The organism is Nitrosococcus halophilus Nc 4, assembly GCF_000024725.1.
Lineage (GTDB): Bacteria > Pseudomonadota > Gammaproteobacteria > Nitrosococcales > Nitrosococcaceae > Nitrosococcus > Nitrosococcus halophilus.
Genome location: NC_013960.1, coordinates 1455865 through 1473436 on the forward strand (window position 1 = coordinate 1455865; position 17572 = coordinate 1473436).

15 protein-coding genes are annotated in these 17572 nt (G+C 52.9%); 7 read left to right on the plus strand and 8 right to left on the minus strand.

Features of this window, described 5'->3' with window-relative positions; genetic code table 11:
* The first annotated feature begins 66 nt into the window (after positions 1-66).
* The 5 genes from NHAL_RS06990 (at position 67) to putA (ending at position 5928) form a co-directional block, all read left to right on the plus strand.
* Positions 67-540, plus strand: a complete 474-nt coding sequence (locus NHAL_RS06990; RefSeq protein ID WP_238985462.1) for an LEA/WHy family protein — start codon at positions 67-69, stop codon at positions 538-540.
* Between the two features lie 112 nt (positions 541-652).
* Positions 653-865 carry a dodecin gene (locus tag NHAL_RS06995; protein ID WP_013032476.1) on the plus strand — a complete coding sequence of 71 codons (213 nt, stop codon included), beginning with the start codon at positions 653-655 and terminating at the stop codon, positions 863-865.
* A 110-nt stretch (positions 866-975) separates the two neighbouring features.
* A complete protein-coding gene (locus tag NHAL_RS07000) occupies positions 976-1437 on the plus strand; it encodes a ferritin-like domain-containing protein (RefSeq protein WP_013032477.1) in 462 nt (153 codons plus the stop codon).
* A gap of 48 nt (positions 1438-1485) precedes the next feature.
* Positions 1486-2493, plus strand: a complete 1008-nt coding sequence (gene moaA / locus NHAL_RS07005) for a GTP 3',8-cyclase MoaA (protein ID WP_013032478.1) — start codon at positions 1486-1488, stop codon at positions 2491-2493.
* 306 nt (positions 2494-2799) lie between these two features.
* Positions 2800-5928, plus strand: coding sequence for a bifunctional proline dehydrogenase/L-glutamate gamma-semialdehyde dehydrogenase PutA (gene putA, locus NHAL_RS07010; RefSeq protein WP_013032479.1), 3129 nt, complete (start codon positions 2800-2802; stop codon positions 5926-5928).
* 20 nt (positions 5929-5948) lie between these two features.
* On the opposite strand, the gene NHAL_RS07015 is transcribed toward putA, so the two are convergent.
* Entirely contained in the window at positions 5949-6395 is a 447-nt protein-coding gene (locus NHAL_RS07015; RefSeq protein WP_013032480.1) for a response regulator, read from the minus strand.
* Between the two features lie 9 nt (positions 6396-6404).
* Entirely contained in the window at positions 6405-7505 is a 1101-nt protein-coding gene (locus NHAL_RS07020) for a sensor histidine kinase (protein WP_013032481.1), read from the minus strand.
* A 32-nt stretch (positions 7506-7537) separates the two neighbouring features.
* Between NHAL_RS07020 and NHAL_RS20240 the strand changes: the two genes are divergently transcribed.
* The gene (locus NHAL_RS20240; RefSeq protein ID WP_238985463.1) at positions 7538-7915 is read left to right on the plus strand and encodes an RNA-guided endonuclease TnpB family protein; all 378 of its coding nucleotides are present in this window, start codon (positions 7538-7540) and stop codon (positions 7913-7915) included.
* A 33-nt stretch (positions 7916-7948) separates the two neighbouring features.
* Here NHAL_RS20240 and NHAL_RS07030 read toward each other — a convergent pair whose 3' ends face one another.
* From NHAL_RS07030 to queF, 6 genes are all read right to left on the minus strand, one after another.
* Positions 7949-8884 carry a sigma-70 family RNA polymerase sigma factor gene (locus NHAL_RS07030; RefSeq protein ID WP_013032483.1) on the minus strand — a complete coding sequence of 312 codons (936 nt, stop codon included), beginning with the start codon at positions 8882-8884 and terminating at the stop codon, positions 7949-7951.
* A gap of 177 nt (positions 8885-9061) precedes the next feature.
* Complete coding sequence (locus NHAL_RS07035; RefSeq protein WP_013032484.1) at positions 9062-9670, minus strand: response regulator transcription factor; 609 nt, start codon at positions 9668-9670, stop codon at positions 9062-9064.
* Positions 9660-11303 carry a sensor histidine kinase gene (locus NHAL_RS07040; RefSeq protein WP_013032485.1) on the minus strand — a complete coding sequence of 548 codons (1644 nt, stop codon included), beginning with the start codon at positions 11301-11303 and terminating at the stop codon, positions 9660-9662. Before NHAL_RS07040 ends, NHAL_RS07035 begins: the two co-directional genes overlap by 11 nt.
* Before the next feature lie 129 nt (positions 11304-11432).
* Positions 11433-12257, minus strand: coding sequence for a sulfate transporter CysZ (cysZ, locus tag NHAL_RS07045; RefSeq protein ID WP_013032486.1), 825 nt, complete (start codon positions 12255-12257; stop codon positions 11433-11435).
* Positions 12258-12269: 12 nt separating this feature from the next.
* Positions 12270-13598 (minus strand): FGGY-family carbohydrate kinase, encoded by a 1329-nt coding sequence (locus tag NHAL_RS07050; protein ID WP_013032487.1) that lies wholly within the window; start codon positions 13596-13598, stop codon positions 12270-12272.
* 1 nt (position 13599) lies between these two features.
* A complete protein-coding gene (gene queF, locus NHAL_RS07055) occupies positions 13600-13989 on the minus strand; it encodes a preQ(1) synthase (protein WP_013032488.1) in 390 nt (129 codons plus the stop codon).
* Between the two features lie 65 nt (positions 13990-14054).
* On the opposite strand from queF, the gene smc reads away from it, so the two are divergent.
* Positions 14055-17564, plus strand: coding sequence for a chromosome segregation protein SMC (smc, locus tag NHAL_RS07060; protein ID WP_013032489.1), 3510 nt, complete (start codon positions 14055-14057; stop codon positions 17562-17564).
* Positions 17565-17572 lie beyond the last annotated feature (8 nt).

Below are 17572 nucleotides of genomic sequence, written 5' to 3' on the forward strand. Positions count from 1 at the left end.
AGCGGGTTGCCAAAAATTACTTTCTTTAGAAGAATTTTAGACCCCAAATGGGGGGTACTCACTCTTTTGAGCTTAGCGTTGATGGCCTGTGCCACCCTTTCAAACTATGAACGGCCACGGGTTTACCTTACTCATCTCCAATTCCAAGAAGCGAGTATGCTGGCGCAGACTTTTTTACTACGCTTACGTATCGATAATCCCAATGATAGTGCCCTGCCCATTAATGGGATTAATGTGGAACTCATCTTGAACGGGCATTCCCTTGCCCAGGGGCTAAGCAATCAATCCCTTTCCGTGCCTCGTTTTGGCAGCGCTGAGGTGGAGGTGCAGGCGACGACGACCCTTATTAGCCTACTTCAACAGATTTTCTCCCTTCAAGGCCGAGAGAAGTTGAGCTATGAAATCGCTGGACGATTACACCTCGACCGCAGCTTAGGCTTTGGGCGGTACGATTTTCCTTTCCAAGAGCAGGGAGTATTAGATTTAGACAGGATCCAGAAGGGAGGTACAAGATTGAATACCGTACCGGGCGGACGCTGAATTTGGCAGTATGGCTGGCGATTGCCTAAGCTATGAGTGAAGGGGGCAAGTCTGAATTGATGACGGTGCCCTAGGTGAACACATAGACATTCATAGTAAGGGGGAAATTTCTATGTCAGATCATGTCTATAAAAAGATAGAGTTGACGGGAAGCTCTACTAAAAGTATCGAGGATGCCGTTCAACAGGCGCTTAGTAAAGCCTCGAAAACCCTCCATAACCTACGCTGGTTTGAGGTGGTCGAGACCCGGGGTGAGGTTGATGAGAAGGGGCAGATCAAGCATTGGCAGGTGAGCTTGAAGGTGGGGTTCCGAATCGACGGGTAAAGCGGACCTTATCGGCCTTGGAACTCTTAAGAGGTAAGGAAGAGCGAAGACGCTGATAAGCATTGGGAAGACGGACCGAAGCGAGACAAGGGCAATCAGCGAGGCTCGTGATGAGTAGCGAAAATATTGATACCGAGGCGGTTATCGCCAAGCTTAATCAAATCCTGGAGATGGAGCTGGCGGGAGTGGTGCGTTATACCCATTACTCGTTCATGGTTTTTGGCTATAGCCGGATACCTATTGTCTCTTGGTTACGCAAAGAAGCGGATGAAGGCCTTGCCCATGCTCATGAAGCGGGGGAAATGATTACCCATCTTGGCGGCCACCCTTCCTTGGGGATTGGCCCCTTGTTGGAGACCCACAATCATGATATTGGGGCTATTTTGAGAGAATCCCTAGAGCATGAAAAGGCTACCCTCAAGGTCTATTTTGAATTGTTGGATTTGGTAAAAGATCGCTCGGTTTTTCTTGAAGAATATGCACGGCGATTGATTTCAGAGGAGGAGATCCATCAAGGTGAGATCAATAAGATGTTGCGAAAGCCTGGAGAGGTAGGCGTGTTTTCTCCCTAGCCCCTCAACACGCTTCAAAATTTTAATTTGAGTTAAGGACACACGTACTTGTCGGTTGTCGATACCTTGGATCGTCCTTTACGGGATTTGCGGGTCTCTGTGACTGACCGCTGTAACTTTCGATGTCCTTATTGCATGCCCAAGGAAATCTATGGGCGGAAGTGGGCTTTTCTGCCCCGCAATGAGCTATTAACTTTTGAGGAAATAAGTCGCCTGGTGCGGATCTTTGTCACTCTTGGCGTTGAGAAAGTCCGGCTCACAGGGGGTGAACCCTTGCTTCGCCAAGATTTGGAGCAATTGGTCCGGATGTTGGCGTCCATAGAGGCGCTGCAAGACCTGACACTAACCACCAATGGTTCCCTGCTGGCTTCTAGAGCAGAGAGGCTTAAGGAGGCGGGTCTGAAGCGAGTGACGGTAAGCCTGGATTCCCTGGATGAAACCACTTTTATGGCCATGAATGACGTTAAATTTCCTCTGGCCCAGGTATTGGAGGGGATTGAGGCGGCCACCAAAGCCGGGCTAATGCCAATCAAAATCAATATGGTCGTCAAACGTGGCGTGAATAATCAGGACATAGTGCCCATGGCCCGCTATTTTCGGCATAGTGGTCATATTGTCCGTTTTATTGAATACATGGATGTGGGCCACACTAATGATTGGTGCTGGGAAGAGGTTGTCTCGGCCCAAGAGATGATTGACCAAATCGCTGCCCACTGGCCCCTAGAACGGATCGCTTCCCATTATCCTGGAGAGGTGGCCACCCGTTACCGCTATGGTGATGGGGGGGGAGAAATTGGGATCATCGCCTCGGTGACCCAGCCCTTTTGCCGGGGTTGTACCCGGGCCCGGCTTGCTGCCGATGGCCAGCTCTATACCTGCTTGTTTGGGAACCGGGGCCATGATCTGCGGCGGCTCCTGCGCAGTGATTGTTCCGATGCTGATATTGCAGCTTTCCTCAAGCTCATCTGGTGGCGCCGCAATGACCGCTATTCAGAGTTACGCAGCGCGGAAACAGTTGCTTTCGATAAGGTCGAAATGTCACGCATTGGGGGCTGAGCGCCCCCGGTCTCTGTTTTAACTCTGCCCCCAATTCGAGGCTGCCCGCGCTATAGCAGGGGCTACCCCCTAATTTTACGGCTTTCCTGAACTATATTTACAGAAAGAGATTGACCAATGTTAGCCGATTCGTGGGGCCGATGCTGATTGCCTAAGAAGCTGCTGGAAAACCTTGCTTGCAGCGAAGGGCAAGTCAAGCTTGAAAAATAGTTCCACCATTAAGCACTTAATTTTTGGTGGGTACGGCGCTAACACGCCTTAACCCACTTAACTAAATGGGAACTGTTATAAAAAGCGAGGAAGCTCATGATTTCTGGTATTGAATTACCCTCCCCAAGCTCGCCGCGGGCTGCTGTCAGCGCGGCCTATCTCGCCGATGAAACCGTCTGGATTCGGTCCCTATTGCGTGAGGCGGAGTTGGACCAGGAGGCCAGTGAGCGAGTGGAGCAGCGGGCAAGCCGATGGGTGCAGTTAGTGCGCGAGAGGCGTCATCGCCATGGGGGATTAGATGCTTTTCTCCATGAGTATGATCTCTCCAGTGAGGAAGGGGTGGTGCTCATGTGCTTGGCCGAGGCCCTATTGCGGATCCCCGATGATGAGAATGCGGACCGGCTTATCCATGACAAACTCACCAAGGGCGAGTGGGATAAGCACCTTGGACATAGCCATTCACTCTTTGTCAATGCCTCTACCTGGGGGTTGATGCTGACGGGGCGATGGGTGCGTTTGGAAACCCACTTGCTTGATGATGGTGGGGGCGTTCTTAAACGGTTGGTGAAGCGCGGGGGGGAATCCTTAGTGCGGTTAGCCCTCCGGCAAGCCATGCGCATTATTAGTGGCCAATTCATTATGGCGCCTACCATTGAGGAAGCCCTGACGCAGCGCCGGAGGAATGAACGCTACTCCTTTGATATGCTGGGTGAAGTCGCCCTCACTCAAGCCCGTGTTGAGCAATATTATCATGCCTATCGGCATGGGATTGCCGCCCTAACCCAGGTAGGGCAAGGCCAACAGGAGCGAGAGTCGGTAGGAATCTCCGTTAAGCTTTCGGCGCTACATCCCCGTTACACTTTTTCTCAACGAAAAAGGGTGCAAGCGGAGCTGGTTCCTCGGGTGTTGTCGTTAGCCCGTGAAGCTTTTGCTGCCAACGTCGGCTTAACCCTGGATGCGGAGGAGAGCGATCGTTTGGAGTTGATGCTAGATGTCTTTGAAGCCGTATTCCGCGATCCCGCCCTAAAGAAATGGGAAGGTTTCGGCCTGGCGCTACAAGCCTACCAAAAGCGGGCCGTACCAGTCTTAGAGTATTTGCTGGATCTCGCCCGAAAGGAAGGTCGGCGTATTCCAGTGCGCTTGGTCAAAGGCGCTTACTGGGATACGGAGATCAAGCGCGCCCAGGAACAGGGATTACCAGGCTACCCGGTTTTTACCCGGAAGGCCAATACGGATGTCTCTTTCCTTGCCCTGGCCCGCCGATTGCTCAATGCTCGCGATGCCTTATACCCTCAATTGGCCTCCCATAATGCCCACACCGTGGCTTGGGTGTTGGAGGTGGCGGGGGAGCAGGAGGGTTTCGAATTTCAGCGGTTACATGGGATGGGAGAACTCCTGTATAGTGCTTTGCGAGAACAAGGAATTAAGGTTCCCTGCCGAGTCTATGCCCCCGTGGGAGGTTATAAAGACCTTTTGCCTTATCTGGTGCGTCGGCTGCTGGAAAATGGCGCCAACACTTCTTTCGTCAACCGGATTGAGGATGAAAAAGTGCCCCTCGAGCAGATGGTGGCCGACCCGGCTAAGTACGTTCGTACCCTGTCTTCTAAGCCCCACCCCCGGATCCCCTTACCGCCCAATCTTTATGGAAGAGACCGGCGTAATTCTTTGGGGATTAATCTGAATGATCCCACCACTTTGGATCGCTTAATGGCTGAACTTGACTCTGCTATGGGGCGGCAAAGGCAAGCGTCGCCTATCGTCAGTGGCGAGGCGAGAGAGGGGAATGGGCGAGTGGTGCGAGATCCCAGTAATCGGCAGCGAGTGGTGGGAACGGTGGTTGAAGCCGGTCAAGAAGCTATTGCTGAAGCTTTGGCTGAAGCCGCCTCCGTCGCCCCCGGCTGGGATGCTACCTCCGCCCTGGGGCGGGCCGAGTGCCTGGAACATGCGGCTGATTTATTTGAAGAGCGCCAAGTTGAACTGATGGCCTTGTGTATTCGCGAAGGGGGAAGGAGTATTCCCGACTCCCTCTCTGAAGTGCGAGAGGCGGTGGATGCTTGTCGTTATTATGCCGCTGAAGCCCGTCGGCACTTTGCTATGCCCAAGAGATTACCAGGGCCCACGGGTGAGCGCAATGAGTTGGCTCTTCATGGGCGCGGGGTGTTTGTTTGTATCAGTCCTTGGAATTTTCCTCTGGCCATTTTCACCGGCCAAGTGGCGGCTGCGTTGGCGGCGGGAAATGCAGTGATTGCCAAACCTGCTGAGCAGACCCCCTTAATCGCAGGGTTGGTGATCCAATGGTTACATGAGGCGGGTGTTCCATCCCGGGTTTTACATCTCCTGCCAGGGGAAGGTCCGGCCGTGGGTCAGGCTTTAGTGGCCGATCCCCGGGTTAGTGGCGTTGCCTTTACCGGTTCAACCGAAACCGCTCATGCCATTAACCGGATATTGGCCGAGCGTGAGGGGCCCATGGTGCCGCTCATTGCCGAGACCGGCGGCCAGAATGCCATGATCGTGGACAGCTCCGCCTTGCCGGAACAGGTGGTAGTGGATGTCATGAGTTCAGCCTTTAATAGCGCCGGTCAACGTTGTTCGGCATTGCGGGTACTGTTTCTCCAGGAAGAAGTGGCCGAGCCTATATTGGAAATGCTTATGGGCGCCATGGAGGAACTTAGAATGGGTGATCCGGGGCGGATTGAGACCGATATAGGCCCTCTCATTGATGAGGAGGCCAAAGCCCGCCTCGAAGCCCACTGCCAACGAATGGACCGGGAAGCGCGCTTGCTTTACCGATTATCCTTACCTGAAGACGCTCAAGAGAGTTGTTATTTTGCGCCCCGGATCTATGAACTGGAGAGTTTGGCACAACTGACTTATGAGGTTTTTGGCCCTATCTTGCATGTTATCCGCTATTCATCCCAGCAGCTCAATGAAGTGATTGATGCCATCAACCGGACGGGATATGGCTTAACCCTGGGAATTCATAGCCGCGTGGATGAAACGGTCCGTTATATCCAGAACCGGGCTCAAGTGGGCAACGTTTATGTCAATCGCAACATGATCGGTGCTGTAGTCGGCGTGCAACCCTTTGGGGGGGAGGGGCTTTCAGGGACGGGACCTAAGGCCGGTGGCCCCCATTATCTATTGCGTTTTGCCACTGAGCGCTCGACAAGTATCAATACGGCGGCGGTGGGAGGCAATACCGATCTCATGTCCCTGCGGGAGTAATAGGGGGTTGATTGAGCCGATTATTCACCCGGCAGCCTGACAATAGTGAGCCAGAAGTTATCGATGCTCCTCACAATCTGAATAAACTCGTCTAGCTCCACTGGTTTGGTGACATAACAATTGGCGTGCAGATCATAGCTTTTTAAAATGTCTTCTTCATCTCGGGAAGTGGTGAGGACCACCACTGGAATCCGTTTGAGGACAGGATCCTGCTTGATCTCTTGGAGGACTTCGCGACCGTCCTTTTTCGGTAAGTTCAAATCCAGCAGAATGAGATCCGGGCGAGGTACATCGGCATATTGACCTTCTTGGTGTAAAAACTCCATTGCCGCAACCCCATCTTCCACTACGTGGAGCTGGTTCTGCACTTTGGCTTCTTTGAGGGCTTCCTGGGTTAATCGCACATCGCCGGGGTTATCTTCCACCAATAAAATTTCGATATCTTGTCGGTTCGTGGATACTCTCATTGATGGCGGCTATTCCTCTTTTGCTGGTAACGGCAGGGTGAAAAAAAAGGTGGTGCCTTCGTCCGGCTTAGATTCTAGCCAGATTTGTCCTCCATGGCGTTCCACAATTTTTTTGCAAATGGAAAGACCAATCCCCGTGCCGGGATATTCTTTTTTGGTATGCAGACGCTGAAAAAGTAGAAAGATCCGCTCGGCGTATTGGGGTTCAATCCCAATCCCGTTATCGGCTACGGAAAAAATAACTTGGTCTCCTTCTTCTTTTGCGTTGATATGGATTTTTGGTGTCTCTTCCCCCCGAAATTTTAAAGCATTACTGATGAGATTTTGAAACAGCTGTACTAATTGGGCCCTATCCGCGATTAAGACTGGCAAAGGGTCAACAGTGAGATGGGCATGGGTTTCTTCAATTACAAATCTGAGGCTCTCCAGGACTTGTTGGATGATCTGGTTACCGTCTGTCGTGGTGAAGGGCTTTCCCTTGGTGCCTACTCGGGAATAGGCCAGCAAATCATTGATAAGCGCTTGCATTCGAGTGGCCCCATCCACCATGAACTCAATGAATTCATCGGCATCTGAGTCCAGTTGGCCTCGATAGCGTCGCGCCAGCAGTTGGGCATAGCTGCTCACCATCCGCAGGGGCTCCTGGAGATCATGGGACGCCACATAGGCAAATTGCTCTAGTTCGGTATTTGAGCGAGTCAGTTCCTGGGTTTGCCGTTCTAGGGCCTTTTGTATCTCTTTGCGTTCGGTAATATCCCGGATAGCGCTGGTAATTAAGAGGTTGCCCTCGATTTCCATAGGGCTCAGGCTGATCTCAGCAGAAAATAGGCTCCCATCCTTGCGTACCGCATGGAGTTCCCGGCCCTCACCCATGGGGCGGGTACGGGGGTGTTGGTAATATTCCTGGCGGTATTGTCCGTGGCCAGGGCGGTGTTGCTCAGGCACTAGGATCTCAATGGGTTGGCCAATGAGTTCAGCCCGTGAATAGCCCAGCATTTGTTCCGCCATAGCATTCACGAGCACGATGCGACCGTACTGGTCGGAGATCACCATCGCATCAGGAGCCGCATCCAGTAACTGGCGAAAAGGGATCTGGACTTCCGCTATCATTTCATGTCAATCACGAGGCGAGCAAGGCGATTGTGGTCGAAGCATTGGAACAGGGGGCTTCGACCCTTGCCATGGAAGAGTTGACCCATATCCGCCAGCGGATAAAAGCCGGTAAGCGTATGCGTTCCCGCCTGCACCGATGGGCCTGGCGCGAGTTGCAGACCTTTATCGAGTACAAGGCCGAGGCGGCGGGTATCCGAGTGATCTACGTTAACCCGACCTACAGTTCCAAGACCTGCTCGGTCTGTGGTTGCCTGGGTGCTCGCGTTAAACATAAATTCTCCTGTTCGTGTGGTCACGTTGCGCACGCCGACTGGAATGCCACTCGAAATCTTGCAGCGTTGGCGAAGTCTATCGGCATCGCCAGGTCGGAGGTAGCGCCGGCTCATGTGGCAGTGGCTCGCCGCTGACCATAAAGCCCCTTCCTTTAGGGAGGGGATTCGTTACATTGCCATTGTGCAGTTATCTTCTTTTGAGGACTCGCTTTCAACAATTGCACGCAGTCGCTTGATAGCGGTTTGTTGAATCTGTCGTACCCGCTCGCGAGTAATCCCAATAGTTTGACCCACTTCTTCTAGAGTCGTCGCTTCATATCCATCTAATCCGTAACGGCGTTTAAGGACTTCCTGTTGGCGATCGGTAAGCTGCGATAGCTGATGATTAATAGTGATATTTTTATCGAAAATTTCCCATAAAATGGCCGGGTTGTTCCTTTCATCCGGAAGTAAATCGGCAAGACAATCTTCATTGTCCTCGCTTAGGGGGTCATTGAGTGAAGTCTCCGGAATCTGGAAACTCAGATAGCGCTGGATTTTCTCCAGGGGTTCGTTAAGTGCTTTGGCAATTTCCTCCAAGCGCGGCTCGGTGTTGTGGGTTTGGCCCAGTCGCTTTGCTTCCCGTTGATAGCGGCGGATGGTCTTTAAAACATGAACGGGAATTCGAACGGTTCGTACTTGATTCATCAGGGCCCGTTCTATGGCTTGTTCTATCCACCAACTGGCATAAGTGGAGAACCGAAAACCAAGCTCGGGATCAAATTTTTCCACGGCGTGAATCAGCCCAAGATTGCCTTCTTCAATCAGATCCATCAAAGGTAGGCCCCGGTTAACATGACGGGTCGCCATTTTTATGACCATGCGCAAGTTACTTTCAATCATGCGGTCACGGGCTTTGCGATCCCCCTGTTGGGCCAATCGCGCATAATGTTTTTCTTCTTCGGCGCTTAATAGGGGGGCTTTGCCGGCATCTCGCATATAAAGATTTTCTAGAGTCAATCCAGGCTCTAAGGTGGGGTCAGCGCTATTTTCGATCTCTTCATGATCTACCAAGGTGGCCGGGGAGTTTGCCGATTGGGAAGAGGGAATTTTTTCGTTCACCATAGCTGCTGTTCTCTCTCATTATTGGCCTATTTCGCAGCCATTTTATAAGGGCAAATCCTAGCGCTGACTATCCGTAGTTCTACGGATAAGGTGATGAAGAGTGAGCTAACATTAAATATAACTATTTGACTTAAGTGGTATATTGTTTTGTTTATCCCAACCTGGTGCAAACGGGGGTTAAGATCTTTCTAAGATGGCTAAACGGATCAGATCGGCTAAGGATTTTGCTTTGAGCTTCTCCATGACTTTGGCCCGATGAGCCTCGACGGTTCGGATACTAATGCTCAGTTCAGCGGCAATATGTTTGTTCATTTTGCCCTCTGCCAACAGCTCGAAGACTTGTCGCTCTCGTTTAGTTAAAGACTCAAGCTGGGTTAAAAATTCCCTCTGGGGATCTTGGAACTGTCCCTGGTGATTCCCCTCGGATAAAGCTTTATGGATCCGGTCTAACAAAGCTTGGGCGCGAAAAGGTTTTTCGATGAAATCTTCAGCCCCCGATTTCATCGCTTGAACTGCCATGGGGACATCGGCATGGCCGGTGATCATAATGACAGGGAGGTGAATCCCCCGTTGCGGCAACAGCTCTTGCAGCTCGAATCCATCCATACCCGGCATCCGCACATCGAGCAAAATACATCCCGTGAATGGGGATTCCTCGCTCTCAAGGAACGCCTGGGCAGAGGCATAGGTCTTTACATTAAAACCTTCTCCCTTTAAAAGTAAAGCTAATGATTTACGCATTGCATCGTCGTCATCCACGATGTATATCGTGTTTTCAGGTAGCATTATGATTATCCTTTGCAGGGGTAATCGGTAGCCTAAACTGGAATGTAGTGCCCCTGTGACCGTTGGAAGTAGCCCAGAGCTGGCCGCTGTGGGCCTCGATAATGGATTGGCAAATGGATAGCCCCATTCCCATGCCCTCTTGTTTGGTGGTAAAGAAAGGTTCAAATATTTTCTGCTTGAGGTTATCAGACAAGCCCGGACCCGTATCCTGGACCAGCACCTCAATAGCCGTTTCTCCGACCCATAGGGTCTGAATCTTGAGTTTCCGTTCTGTGTATTGAGCTGTGATCATGGCATCGAAAGCATTGCGCACTAGATTGAGGAGCACCTGTTGGAGTAGAAGATTATCGGCTGTGACAGAGGGAAGGGGCGTCTGCAAGGCCAATTCAATGGCGATATTTTGCCAGCGGGCCTCCACCTGCATGATATTCACTGCTTCCCGAACCAGTTCATTAATTTCCACGGGCACCCGCTGTTGTTCTTTTTTACGGACAAAATTGCGAAGATGCCGAATGATTTTGCCTGCCCGCTCCGCTTGCATGGCAATTTCTTCTAGAATATCGCGAAGAGGCTGAGACTCCGGGGAATGGGGTTCAAGGGTGCGTAAACAAATATCGCTGTAAGTGGTGATAGCCCCCAGTGGTTGATTGAGTTCGTGGGCAATCTCAGCAGCCATTTCCCCAAGGGTGCTTAGGCGTGAAATATGGGCCAGCTCTAACAGGCGTTGCTTGGCAAGATCTTCTGCCTGCCTTTGCTCCGTGATGTCGATACCGGTGCAGATCACATATTCCAGGGCACCGCTGGAGTCGAGTAACGCCGTGCTCGACCAGGCGATGAGGTACCGCTCTCCGGTTTTAGCTTGCAAATAGTCCTCATATTTTTTGGGAATATTTCGTGCTTGCAATTGTTTAAATTTTTTTGCGACACCTTTTTTAGTCTGGTCTGGGGAAGGGGTGAATTCCCAAAAATACCGCCCCTTAGCTTCTTTGGGTGAATACCTGCTGATTTTCTGGAAGGCTCGATTAAGGCGAACAATCCGGCCTTGGCAGTCCAGGACGACTACCAAAGCGTCGGCGGTATCCAAAATTGCAGAAGTGAAATCCCGCTCTTTGCGAAACAGCTCTTCTGTGTGCTTGCGCTGTAAGATTTCTTGTTGAAGTTGACGGTTTGCCTCTTTCAGGTGAGCTGTTCGCTCGGCGACGCGTTGCTCTAACTCGTCTTGAGCTTGGCGCAATGCGGTTTCCGTTTGTTTTCGCTCCATGGCATAGCGCAAAGCCCGTCCGACAAGTTGGCCGTCACCTTGACCTTTGACTAAATAATCTTGAGCCCCCCGTTTCACCGCTTCAATCGCCAATTCTTCATCAGCAAGACCGCTGAGTACCACGATAGGGAGCTGAGGCGCGGCTTCCTTCACCCGATTCAGGGTGTCTAGACCGTGACCATCAGGGAGGGACAGATCCAATAAAATGGCGTCGAATGGCTGGTTGCGAAGCATTGGCAGAGCATGACTGAGCCGCTCTACCGAGGTGGCCTCGAATTGGGTTCCTTTGGCCTCTTGCAGGGCCAATTGCACAAGCCGGGTATCGCCCGGGTTGTCCTCAATAAGCAGTAGTTGAATCGGAGAGGACCGCATTTCCCTTGGTAGAGTCACTACCAGCCGTTATCCGACATGGATGGCCTATCAAAATTTATTTATTGCGTCATTATAGACTTGCTAGGCCTTCCAATTAAATATAACCATAAGTCATGGGGTTAGTGGTGTTTACCGGATTTCTGCCCGACTTTCGTGGGAAGAGGCAGCAGTTACATCTTCCGGTTGGCCGGAAACGTTTTGGGTAGTGGAAGAACGTTCCTGCTCTGGGCTGTTGGGTTTTAGCTGGGTGACCCAGAGGACGGTGGCGCCTGCGACGGCGCTGGGCATCACTAGAAAATTCACTAAAGGAATAGAATTGGCTAGCATGGTAGCTCCCCCAAATCCCAGCCCTAACAAGCGGTGCTGTTGCAGGCGTTGCCTTTGTTCGGGGAAAGTGACTCCATGGTTTCCCATGGGGTAATCCATATATTCTAAGGTGAGCATCCAAGCGCTGAAGGCGAACCATAGGAAAGGAGCCACAATATTAAGCCCTGGGATGAAAAATAAGATCAGCAGGGGGATGGCCCGCAAGGCAAAATAACCGATCTTGTTCAGTTCCATCCAAATGGCGGGGAGCGCTTCCTGAAGCAATGTTTTCCAAGTGCCTGATTGATGAATTTCCTGGCCGGTGAGCTGCCGCTCGACCGCCTCCGCCAGCATTCCGTTGAAGGGGGCAGCGACCAGGTTGGTGATCATGGAGAAGATAAAAAAGGCCACGACGGCCATGGTGATGGCAAACAGTGGCCATAACAGCCAGCGTAACCAATCCAGCCACTGGGGCAGCAGCGAATCGATGAGGGTGCCGAACTGGGCTGCCCCTAGCCAGATGAGAGTAGCAAAAAGGAGCGTATTAATGGCCAGGGGAATATAGGCGTAGAGACGCAAACCAGGACGATGGATAAGGGAAAGCCCCCGTAAAAGGTAACTCGCACCTACAAGTGTTTGAGTAGCCATGGTTGATTCCTTTTATCTAAAATTATCTAAGTAGGGGCACAGCGTTGCCGTGCCTGAAGAACAGGTCAAGGCCTGGTGTGCTAGCAGCGCGCTTCCATAAGCTGCTTCAGTCTCACTTGCCATAGTGACGGGGACCTTGAGAATTTGCTCCCTGATTTGGATCCAAGCGGGATTGTGAGCCCCCCTGCCGGTAGTTTTTACCAGACCGGGAAAGGGTGCGCCAAGGGCTTGGAGTTGCCGGTATCCTTGTGCTTCGATATGGGCGATGCCTTCGAGGATAGCCTGGAAAAAGGTAAGATCATCAGGGGGGCGGGGAGTGAGGCGTGGTGGATATTGGGAGTCGGGGATAGGAAAGCGCTCGCCTTGAGCCGGCAGGGGATAATAATTCAATCCCGTGGGTTGTTGCGGCCGTAGCTGTGGCGTCATCTCATCAAGTTGGGCCTGGGTGAAGTACTGTCCCAGGACAGCACCACCACTATTAGAAGCACCACCAGCCAGCCAAAGGTTGCCCAAGCGATGGCTGTAGACTCCATATTTTGCGCTGAAGAGGGGACGCTCAGAGGCTACTTTGAGGGCTAAGGTAGAACCAAGGGAAGTGACGGCATCGCCTGGCTTGCCCGCACCAGTGGCCAGGAAGGCCGCAATACTGTCGGTAGTGCCCGCGACCAGGACCGCCTGGGGGGGGATTCCAAAAGCCTCTACCTGGGCAGGGTGAACCGGGCCGATAATCGTTCCTGGAGGGACCACCGAGGGCAATAGTTCATAGCGTGCGCCTACCTGTTCGAGCCAGGCGGGCCATTCCCGCCGACGGGGATCGTATCCCGTTTTGAGGCAGTTGTTCTCGTCGCTGAGTCCTAATCTGGCGCCTAAGCGGAAGGCGATCCAGTCTGCTTGGTGGAGCAAATACGCGGCTTGGCTGGCCTCGGGTCGGGTTTGTAAGTGGAGGAGTTTGGCCAAACTGGAGGTGGCGCCGAAAGCCCCACTATCGGAAGGCGCTTGTTCGGCAATGGTCCGTGCTTCGGTACGGCTGCGGCTGTCGTTATAGAGTAAGGCGGGGGTCAGGGGATTCCCTTTTGCATCCACGAGTAATACCGTGCCGGAGGTCCCATCCACGGCGAGGGCCCGAACTGCGCTGGCGGGCACCGAAGCAAACAAGCTTTGGAGGGCTTGTTGAACAGCTTGCCACCACTGCGTGGGATCCTGTTCAACCGCTTCCCCTTGACGCCGGGGAGAGGGGAGGGAGGCATGGCTGCGACCTACGGCAACCCCCGTTTCATCGATCGCCACCACTCGACAGCCTGAAGTGCCCAGATCAATGCCAAGAAAAAGATCCTTAAACATTTCAGGGCAACCGGACAACCTCGGGGGCATCCCATTCGGGCTGGCGGTATTCAGCCACCACCGTGGTGTAGATGCCACCACGCACATTAAACTCAGCCCTCAGGCGCATGAATCGAGGCGTACAGGCAGCGACCAGATCATCTAGGATCTGGTTAGTGACTGCCTCGTGGAAAGCGCCTTGGTCCCGATAGGACCAGATATAGAGTTTGAGGGACTTTAATTCCACGCAGGTGCGATCGGGCACATATTCCAGATGTAAGGTGGCGAAGTCCGGTTGGCCCGTTTTTGGGCATAAACAGGTAAACTCCGGAATTTTGATCCGGATGGTATAGTCTCGTTCCGGGAAGGGGTTGGGAAAGGTTTCAAGTTCTCTACTCGGTTGGCTAGGCATCTTGTTGTCTCTGTGTTAGCGTTGCGTCTTTCAAATTTGGTTTTATTATCGCTTAAATCCATGCCATGCGCCTAAAGAAAATCAAGCTCGCTGGCTTTAAATCTTTTGTCGATCCCACTAGTTTACCCTTGCCCAGTAACTGTGTAGCCATTGTGGGACCCAATGGCTGCGGCAAGTCCAATGTGATTGATGCCGTGCGTTGGGTAATGGGAGAAAGTTCAGCGAAGCACTTGCGCGGCGATTCCATGGCCGATGTGATTTTTAATGGCTCGACTTCCCGTAAACCGGTAGGTCAGTGCTCCGTGGAGCTGGTGTTTGATAACAGTGAGGGGAGCTTGGGCGGGCAATATGCCACTTACAACGAAATTGCCATCAAGCGGCAGGTCAGCCGGGATGGTCAGTCCCATTATTTTCTTAATAGTGCCCGCTGTCGCCGCCGTGATATTACCGATATTTTTCTGGGGACCGGCCTGGGGCCACGGAGTTATGCGATTATTGAACAGGGCATGATCTCTCGTCTTATCGAAGCTAAGCCGGAGGAGCTGCGTGTTTTTCTGGAAGAAGCCGCAGGTATTTCCAAATACAAGGAGCGCCGGCGGGAGACTGAAAATCGCATGGGGCATACCTCAGAAAATCTTAATCGCATTAATGATTTAAGAGAGGAAATTGGAAGACAGCTCAATACTTTGAAGCGCCAAGCAAAAAATGCAGAAAAATATCAGGAATTTAAGCAGTTAGAACGGGAAATCAAAGCTCAAATTCAAGCTCTTCGCTGGCAGGCATTGGATGAGGAAGGACGCAAACAAAACCAGGACATTGAGCAAAAGGAGACTCTCCTGGAAGGGCGCGTCGCGGCTTTGCGTCAAGTGGAAGCCCGTTTAGAACAGCAGCGAGAGGCGCTCCATCAAGCCCGGGATAAGGCGGCTGAAATTCAGGAGGCCTACTACAGTCAGGGGGCCGAGATTGCCCGACTGGAACAGCAACTTCACCATGAACGGGAGCAGTGGGCACAGCACCAACAGGAGCAGGAACAGATAGAGCATCAGTTGGCACAGGTGCAACAGACCCAAGAGGAGAAGCGGACGCTGATTGAGCAGACTCAGCAAGCCCTGGCCAGCCATGGGGAGTCCCAGGCAGGGGCACAGCAACAATGGCAGGCCGCACAGGAATGGCTAGAGACTACGGAAGCCTCCATGCAGGATTGGCAGGTAAATTGGGAAGATTTTAACCAGCGGGCAGCGGAGCCGACCCAGAGGGCCCAGGTGGAGCGTAGCCGACAACAGCAGTTAGCACGACAGCAACAGCAACTGCAACAACGTCGGGCCCGCCTTGAAGAGGAGGCCTATCAACTGGGCCAGAGCGATGATGGGGAAGGGGTGGATGAGTTACGGGAAGAGCGGTTTATCCTCGAGCAACAAGTGGCCCAGCAGCAGGAAGCGCTTGCCCGTTCTACCGCTCAGATTACCGAACAGCGAGAGCAAGAAAAGCAACTTTCTAGGAAACTCCATAGCCAGCAAGGACATTTGCATCACTTACAGGGCCATTTGACTTCCTTGCGGGCGTTACAGCAGGCTGCTCTTGGCCGTGGCAAGGGCGGAGTCGGTGCCTGGTTAGAACAGCAGGGCTTGGCGGAGAGTTCCCGCTTGGCAGAGGTCCTGAGGGTTGAACCGGGATGGGAGCAGGCGGTAGAGCGGGCTTTGGGTGTGCACCTGGAAGCTGTTTGCGTGGAAGACCTGGAGCTACTGGCCGACAAGCTACTGCATCTGGAAGCAGGGTCTCTTATCCTATTTGATACGGCCGCTTCAGCCCAGGCTAACCGAGCAGAGGCGGGAGTCCCCTTGTTAAGCAAGCTCCAGGCCCCATGGCCTTTGGACTCCTTGCTGGAGGGAATCTACGCGGTGGAAACCCTGGCCGAGGCATTCGCTTTGCGGGCTCGCCTCGCTCCGGGTGAATCGGTCATCACCCGCGACGGCATTTGGCTTAGCTCCTGCTGGTTAAGCCTGATCCGGGAGAGCGATGAGAAGTCAGGGGTGCTGGCCAGGGGGCGGGAGATAGAGGATTTGCAACAGGAAGTTGCCCAATGCCAGAAGGAGGTGGAGATCCTTGAGAAACAGTTAGAGGAGGTCCGCGGGCGTCTTCATGCCTTAGAGGGCGAACGGGAGCAGTATCAAAGTGCGACTCACCAGTTGCAACAGGAACTAGGAGAGCACCAATCCGCTTTGGCACGGGCGGAGGCCCAGCAGGAACAGCAGCGTCTTCGCCGGAGGCAGGTGGAGGAGGAACTAGAAGAGCTTCAGCTCTATTTTGCTGAAAATGAACAAGAGCGGCAATTGGCTGAAGAACAACTCCAAGAGGCGCTGATAGACATTGAAAATCTCGCCGAGGAGCGAGAACGGCTGGTGGCGGAGCGGGATCGGTTGAGGGTAGCGGTGGAGCAAGTTCGCAGGGAGGCGGGGGCAGCAAAAGATACCCTCCATCGGTTGGAAATGGAGGGGCAGACCCTCCAGGTGACCTTGGAATCGGCCCAGGAAGCCACTGCTCAGGCTCGTCGGGAGTACCGCAAGTTACTCCAGCGCCGGGAAATATTAGAAGCTACTCTGGCGGGGGGGCAAGGACCCCTGCAGGAACTGCAAGCTCGGCTGGAGGCCCATTTGCAACAGCGGCTGAAGATCGAGCATCAGTTAAACGAGGCGCGGGAGGGAGTGACTACCCTGGAAGCCGAGTTGCGCGCCAGGGAAGAGGAACAGCGCCAGATTGGAAAAGCTATCGAGGAGCAGCGGACCGCGTTGGAGCAGCTCCGAGTTGATGGACAGGCGATTCGGGTGCGGGCACAGACTCTCAGGGAACAGTTGAATGAAGGCGGCTTTAACCCGGAGCAAATATTAGGGGAGATGCCTGCAGGAAGTGAACTGACTGCCTTGGAAGGGGAATGCGAGCGCATTGCCCAGCGCATTCAGCGCCTGGGTGCCATTAATCTGGCGGCTATTGATGAATACCGGGTCCAAGCGGAACGGGAGCAATACCTGGATTCTCAATATGCTGATTTAACCGAAGCACTGCGAACTCTAGAAAATGCCATTCAACGTATTGACCGTGAAACCCGTAGTCGTTTCCGGGACACCTTTGACAAGGTCAATGGTGGTTTGCAAACCCTCTTTCCCAAGCTTTTTGGGGGGGGGAAAGCCTACTTAGAATTGAACGATGATGATTTGTTAAACACGGGTGTTAAGATCATGGCGCGCCCTCCAGGTAAACGAAATAGCACTATCCATCTGCTTTCAGGGGGGGAGAAGGCGCTGACTGCAATAGCCCTGGTATTTGCTATTTTTCAACTCAATCCTGCGCCTTTTTGCATGTTAGATGAGGTGGATGCCCCTCTTGACGATGCCAATGTGGGGCGTTTTTGTGAATTGGTGAAGGAAATGTCAGAAAAGGTGCAATTTATTATCGTGACACATAATAAGACCACCATGGAGATGGGGCACCAGCTGACGGGAGTAACCATGCATGAGCCTGGCGTCTCACGCTTGGTTGCGGTGGATGTGGACGAAGCCGTGCAACTGGCGGCCGTTTAGCGAGGGGT